The 321-nt window shown below is 54.2% G+C and carries 1 pseudogene; it reads right to left on the reverse strand.

Going from position 1 to position 321, the window contains the following annotated elements:
• A pseudogene (locus NSMM_RS12805) lies at positions 1 to 313 on the reverse strand (transposase); the annotation flags it as partial.
• Between the last annotated feature and the right edge of the window lie 8 nt (positions 314 to 321).

Raw genomic sequence — 321 nt, forward strand, 5'->3', positions numbered from 1 at the left:
ACCCATTGCTTGCGGTTTTCTACTGGCTGATCCCGGACTTTTTTTTGAGCCAGTCCAGTTCCATCTTCAACCGCCCGATCTCGGAATACAGGCGCTCCGGGCTAGCTGACGGGTCGGCAGGCTTTGGACCGCGCTTGGAATCAAACAGGCTGGATGCCTGCTCTTGCAGCTCCTTCTTCCACATACCAACCTGTGTCGGATGAACCCCAAACTCCTGGCCAATTTCGTTAACCGTCTTGATGCCACGGACCGCTTCAAGTGCCACCTTGGCCTTGAACTCGCCACTAAAATTCTTGCGCTTCGTTTCGCTCATAACCTTCC

The sequence above is a fragment of the Nitrosomonas mobilis genome (genome assembly GCF_900103035.1).
GTDB lineage: Bacteria > Pseudomonadota > Gammaproteobacteria > Burkholderiales > Nitrosomonadaceae > Nitrosomonas > Nitrosomonas mobilis.